This is a genomic window from Paenibacillus sp. P4_E11 (assembly GCF_056401635.1).
Map to the genome: position 1 here is coordinate 1 of NZ_JBFUIX010000181.1, position 5,785 is coordinate 5,785.

Here is a 5,785-nt window from a genome sequence, read left to right on the forward strand (position 1 = left end):
CCCAGATCAGTTGCGGATTTCCTCATAATCTCCATCACTTCAGTATTCTTGAGCAACGGATTGACCGAGCGGATTAAGGCAGCCAACGCGGTTACGTGTGGACTCGCCATGGATGTGCCGGATAAAGCAGCATACTGGTTATGGGGGTATGTGCTGGCTATGTTAACCCCCGGTGCAGCTACATCAATGTAATCCCCAAAATTGGAGAAGGGTGCTTTCTGCTTGGAGCTGTCTGTTGCCGCTACGGCGAACACTTCTGGATAGGCAGCTGGATAGCCCGGACGCTCTGAGTTATCATTTCCGCTTGCGGCGATTAGCACGACGTCTCTATCGTAGGCATACTTGACCGCATCGTGCAGGAAGTTGGCCTGCGCATAGTTTCCCAAGCTCATGTTGATCACCTTGGCCCCGTGATCCGTTGCCCATATAATGCCCTGTGCCACTGAATAGGTACTGCCGGCACCGGTTTCGTCGAGCACTTTGACGGGCAATATTTTGTTGAACCAGGTCATGCCTGCTACACCTTCATGATTGTTGACGAGGGCTGAGATGACGCCAGCGACATGGGTACCGTGTCCAACATCGTCCTGAGGATCTTTACCCTGACTTACTACGTTGAAGCCAGGCAGCAATTGATCCTTCAGGTCCGAATGAGTCAAATCTACGCCAGTATCGACAACAGCAACGATAACATCGGTATTCCCCTTATTAATATCCCATGCTGGAAGGGTGCCGATTGCAGGCAAGTTCCATTGGTACTTTTTATAGAGGACATCATTCGGTTCAGCGTCCACTGGTGTAGTTTCGTTCGTCATATATAAGAAATGCGGCTCTACGTAGGCTACATTCCATTTCTGGAAATAAGCCATCAGTTGCTTGGCTTCCATACCTGAAGATCTGAACACATACGTATAACCGATCTTCTGCATCGATTCCGAACCGATCTCGGATTGGATGCGAGCAAGCTCCGCAGGTGAAGGGTCGTTCTGGAATTTGACGACCACTTCATTCACGTGATAGTGGCTAGTGCCCTCATTATCTTCTGGATGATCCACCTTCACATCCTTAAGTGTATTGGAATCGACGGACTCGATCTTGTATCGCTTGTCACTTGGGTAAGGGACGAGTCTTAGATTTTTGCGCAAATCGACCTCAACCTTACGAAGCAAGTCCTGGTGAACAAGTCCGACGAGCGAGGCTTTTTGATCTGCAGCCGGGACACCCAGTACGAAGTAATGCTCATCCCCTGCACCAATTGCTTTGGATTGGTACGTCTTTCCTTGCTGAACCTGTTGCCTGGCTTCCTGAATATAGGTTTCTGCCTCATGCTTGACTGAAGCTGGAATGGTGCCTTCCGATATGAGGGCTCCTTGCTTATTCGCCCCTTGAATCCACTCTACGTATTGAATATGCTCATGTTCCTGCTTCAGGGAAGATAGATCGGACTTGACACGGGCTGGCAAATCGGTTTTTAATTGATGAAGCGCAGCTCGAAAATCTAACGTGCACTGCGTTCGGCATAACTCGTCCGTTAGCTGCACATCCTTTTCAAGCATCGACTGTTTGATTTGCATTTCTTTAGCTGCACCCGGGTTCTGTGAATCATTAATCCTTGGTGTAGTCCGGTTCGCATTCGTTGCGAATAGTACGACGCCACACACGGCTACAATGGATATGAGCGCTGTTGTTTTTTTCATAACATCCTCCACTAGGCAGTTTACACTTATGTACTGTTAAGGTGGGGTAGAGGTTGAGGAATTATGCATAGCGGCTGGCAGTATCTGCGGATGTGAAAAACGTGAACGGGATAAGCTTACTTTTCCACTAAAATTATGGTACGATGAAGGTAATGCAACACGGAGAAGCTCAAAGAAGGAAACGCACTGCATACGAGCCTTACTTGAGTGTAAACAAGGAAATTTGGCAACACGGAAGGGAGGGGTAAACGGGAATGGTTATGCATCAAGTGAAAAATTTATGCGAAACATCACGTACTAAATTAAAAGAAGCCATCGCGAAGATGGAACTTTTCCTTAATCATTACAGCTTGCCCCAGTTGAGTATGGAGAACGACCCGGCGATGGAAGAATTTTACCGGGGGTATTTGTCCGACACGAGGCATTTGCTTGTATTCTGTGAAGTGGCTTACGAGAAGTTAGGAATGAACTTGCGCCGCCCGCATTTCAATGAAGATTACGCGGAGAAAGTACTGTACGATGTGTATCATAACTGCGTGAATGGGTTTTATTACCCTAAGAATGAATGTTATTCCGAAGATGGTCGTTATGCATATACAGGGCAGGATGCGATCCGATTCCGGAAGAAACCAAGCCGCGAAGTCCGCAACCTGACCATCGAGCTATCCAAGATTTATGAGGAATTGCGCGAAGACTTGACGTACTATGAGACGGATTATATGACTCAGCGTCGCATGCAGGGCGACCGAATGTAAGCAAAGATTGGCACTATACCCCGGACCGGGAAGGTTCGGGGTTTATTTATTGTTCCGGGGCGAATGTCCTTCCTACACCATGAGGGGGATATGTCGTTACCAATCGTTCCTTAGGATACACCTCCATCATGACGGGCAACTTGTAGAGGGAGGTGATCGCAAGATGGCAAAGCCAATCGTAAAATGTAGCGTATCCAACTGTTCGTACTGGGGTGAGCAAAATCAATGTAGGGCTGATGCAATTATGATCGAGATTGATAGCCATGCCAACGCCAAGTTCAACGAGGAATTCGCGGGTGAGAGCTTCGATACCGAACATCAAGACACGGCCAAGCGCGCTTCAAGCACATGCTGTCACACGTTCAAAGCAAAAGGATAAGAACGAGGAGGGTATCTGATGAACGACGAACGTAATCGATCGCATTCTTCGACAGATCCGTTATTCAGTGATTCAGAAGCAAAAGGTGTACGTGATCGTCATGAGGAAGAGTTCGCGGCTGACTTCACGGCAGCTCCTGGTCTTATGGACCGAAGAAATCTTCAGCTCCCGGAGAATGACCGCCCTCATGATAACGCGGACGCCCGTTCCGAAGAAGAAAGCCCAAGTCGGACACTTGGCTGGGCAGCCCTGGCAATAAGCATTATTTCCTTGTTCGTCTTGCCTGTCTTTCTTGGCATAAGCGCGATCGTCCTTGGGGTTATCGCTTATATGCGGGGTACTAAGGCACTTGGTGCTTGGTCTGTCGTGATTGGTGGAATTGCCATATTGTCTTACATGGTGTTGATTCCGAGGACTTATTGAATGATAAGAGTGAAGACTGCGCCGGATTCCGGTTGCAGTCTTTTTGTGCTGAGGGACAAGTTCTTACAGCGTAGTCTCTGTTCGAATGGAGAAAAAAGGTGTACAATGGTAACAAACTTGTCTGAATGGAGTTTGATCATGAGTAGTATCGATCCCAGATATATGAAGCAGTTGCTTCAAGCACAACTGAAACCTAATTTGGACGGACTATCTGCAGCGTCCTCCTCTAACAATGACGAATTTGACTTTGCCGGCCTATTGGAGAGCATCAGGATGGGACTGTCGGAGGATCAACCCGCCTCTTCAGCATCCGCTGCATCATCGACGAAGCTTTCCGCAACCGGTTCAACGCTTCCTCCACTTGGGCTTAACCGGCTGTCAACTACATTGCTTTCCTTGCAATCACAGCCACCAGGATCATCCTATGATGAACTTGTCAAACAGGCCTCTTTGAAGTACGGTGTAGATGCAGGGTTAGTCCATTCCGTGATCGGAGCAGAATCCGGGTATCGCTCCAGTGTTGTATCGTCAGCTGGTGCCAAAGGACTTATGCAGCTGATGGACGGAACGGCCAAGCAAATGGGGGTAACGGATTCATTCGATCCGTCCCAGAATATCGACGGCGGAACCCGCTACCTGGCATCGCTGCTGAAGCGTTACAATGGGAATGAAGGGATGGCCTTGGCTGCTTATAACGCGGGTCCGGGAAGAGTAGATGCGCTTGGAGCACGGAATGACGAGCAGTTGAAGGAAAAGATGGGTCAACTGCCAATTGAAACGCAGAAATATGTAGCCAGCATTATGGCGCGCCGCAGCCAGGTTGGCAACATCGGGCAAGTGTTCTGACATTAGTTCGCGAATTGCATCTCTGATGCAAAATGAGGTACGATCATGATTAGCCCTTCGATAAGAAGAGACGGGCTGATGCTTGATCGTTTCTTTTCATTTGGAGCAGATTAACATTAATGATGGAGAGGAGACTATCAGTTATGGATTACTTCGATCATTGCGCAACGACGCCTCCTTATCCAGAAGTCGTGGAAGCAATGTCAGAGGTTATGCAAGTTTACTTCGGCAACCCTTCATCCATCCATCGCATAGGAATCGAAGCAGAACGGATGATCACCAAAGCCCGCAAGATCATTGCGGTCGGGCTCGACGTACAGCCAAGCGAGATCATTTTCACTTCCGGTGGCACCGAGAGTAACAATCTAGCCATTAAAGGTGCAGCGCTTCAATATGCTAGTAGAGGAAAGCATATTATTACGACCGAGCTTGAGCACGCTTCCGTCTACGAGGCTTGCAAACAACTGGAATCATGGGGGTTCGACGTTACCTATTTGCGTCCAGACGAGCATGGTTGTATCCGGGTAGAGGAGGTGGCAACTGCTCTTCGCGATGACACTTGTCTGGTCAGTGTGATGTATGTGAACAATGAAGTCGGGACAGTGCAGCCCATTCGTGAGATTGGTCAGTTACTGGCCAAGTATCCGCGCGTACTGTTTCACGTTGACGCGGTCCAAGGCTTTGCGAAACTGCCGTTGTTACCTGGCACCTGGGGAATCGACCTCATGTCTGTCTCCGCACATAAGCTGCGTGGTCCCAAGGGCATTGGCTTCCTGTACCGTCGTCAAGGAGTTCAGTTGCAACCCTTGCTGTCAGGAGGAGGACAGGAGACTGGAGCCAGATCTGGAACGGAGAACGTACCTGCAATCGTCGGGATGGCCAAGGCCGTGCGTATGAGTATGGAGCGAAGGAGAGAAGCAGAGCCGCACATGCGCGCCCTACGACTCCACTTGCTGAAGCAACTGATCGAAGAACCCGGCATCGTGTTGAATGGAGCTTCAGATGAAGCGCGTATGGCTCCCCACATTGTGCATCTGTCTGTACCAGGCATCCGCTCGGAAGTAGTCGTTCATGCGCTTGAGAAAGAACAACTGTATATATCGACCAAATCCGCTTGCGCTTCCGGTGAGATGGAACCAAGTCGAGTGCTGCTTGCCATGGGATTGGACCATGCCCGGGCTTCCAGTGGACTTAGAATTAGCTTGTCAGTCGATCATCAGATCGCAGAGGTAGAACGACTGGCTGTCGTGCTGAAACGAGTAGTGAAGGAGTTGACACAACTCAAGTGAACAAAGACATCATATTACTGCGATTAGGGGAACTTACGTTAAAGGGACGTAACCGATACCGCTTCGAAACACAGGTGATGCAGCAACTTCGCAGGGTATTGCTGCCGTACCCCCAAGTGTCGATTCGCCAAGAGTATGGCCGCGTCTACTTGGACTTGGCAGGAGTGGCATTCCAGCCTATCGCAGCGCAACTGTCTAAAGTATTCGGTCTTCACTCCTATAGCCCCGCAATCCGTTGCGGATTGAATCTTGAGGAGATCAAGGCGGCTGTCTGGGAATCGTTCCATAGTTTGAAGGTCAAGCCCGATACGTTCAAAATTAGCGTTAGACGTGTCAACAAGGAATTTCCTTATGATACTTATGAATTAAACCGTCTGCTTGGTGGGACTATTCTTC

7 protein-coding genes are annotated in these 5,785 nt (G+C 49.2%); 6 read left to right on the forward strand and 1 reads right to left on the reverse strand.

Annotated features, from left to right (window positions below; translation table 11 throughout):
- On the reverse strand, window positions 1-1,697 hold a 1,697-nt coding region (locus AC1DWB_RS30585; RefSeq protein ID WP_477544872.1), incomplete at its 3' end, for a S8 family peptidase.
- A 254-nt stretch (window positions 1,698-1,951) separates the two neighbouring features.
- On the opposite strand from AC1DWB_RS30585, the gene AC1DWB_RS30590 reads away from it, so the two are divergent.
- From AC1DWB_RS30590 to AC1DWB_RS30615, 6 genes are all read left to right on the forward strand, one after another.
- Window positions 1,952-2,452 (forward strand): YpuI family protein, encoded by a 501-nt coding sequence (locus AC1DWB_RS30590; RefSeq protein ID WP_477544873.1) that lies wholly within the window; start codon window positions 1,952-1,954, stop codon window positions 2,450-2,452.
- A 163-nt stretch (window positions 2,453-2,615) separates the two neighbouring features.
- On the forward strand, window positions 2,616-2,831 hold the full coding sequence (locus tag AC1DWB_RS30595; RefSeq protein WP_477544874.1) for a DUF1540 domain-containing protein: 216 nt from the start codon (window positions 2,616-2,618) through the stop codon (window positions 2,829-2,831).
- An 18-nt stretch (window positions 2,832-2,849) separates the two neighbouring features.
- Window positions 2,850-3,254, forward strand: a complete 405-nt coding sequence (locus AC1DWB_RS30600) for a hypothetical protein (RefSeq protein WP_477544875.1) — start codon at window positions 2,850-2,852, stop codon at window positions 3,252-3,254.
- A gap of 138 nt (window positions 3,255-3,392) precedes the next feature.
- Window positions 3,393-4,100 carry a lytic transglycosylase domain-containing protein gene (locus AC1DWB_RS30605; RefSeq protein ID WP_477544876.1) on the forward strand — a complete coding sequence of 236 codons (708 nt, stop codon included), beginning with the start codon at window positions 3,393-3,395 and terminating at the stop codon, window positions 4,098-4,100.
- A 143-nt stretch (window positions 4,101-4,243) separates the two neighbouring features.
- Window positions 4,244-5,389: a cysteine desulfurase family protein gene (locus tag AC1DWB_RS30610; protein WP_477544877.1), complete on the forward strand. Its 1,146-nt coding sequence runs from the start codon at window positions 4,244-4,246 to the stop codon at window positions 5,387-5,389.
- The coding region (locus AC1DWB_RS30615) for a THUMP domain-containing protein (RefSeq protein WP_477544878.1) at window positions 5,386-5,785 on the forward strand (400 nt) is incomplete at its 3' end. The genes AC1DWB_RS30610 and AC1DWB_RS30615, both read left to right, overlap by 4 nt.

Excerpts from the sequence above, each read along its gene's own strand:
- AC1DWB_RS30590 (WP_477544873.1), top strand. The coding sequence starts at position 1,952 with ATGGTTATGCATCAAGTGAAAAATTTATGCGAAACATCACGTACTAAA.
- AC1DWB_RS30595 (WP_477544874.1), top strand. The coding sequence starts at position 2,616 with ATGGCAAAGCCAATCGTAAAATGTAGCGTATCCAACTGTTCGTACTGG.
- AC1DWB_RS30600 (WP_477544875.1), top strand. The coding sequence starts at position 2,850 with ATGAACGACGAACGTAATCGATCGCATTCTTCGACAGATCCGTTATTC.
- AC1DWB_RS30605 (WP_477544876.1), top strand. The coding sequence starts at position 3,393 with ATGAGTAGTATCGATCCCAGATATATGAAGCAGTTGCTTCAAGCACAA.
- AC1DWB_RS30610 (WP_477544877.1), top strand. The coding sequence starts at position 4,244 with ATGGATTACTTCGATCATTGCGCAACGACGCCTCCTTATCCAGAAGTC.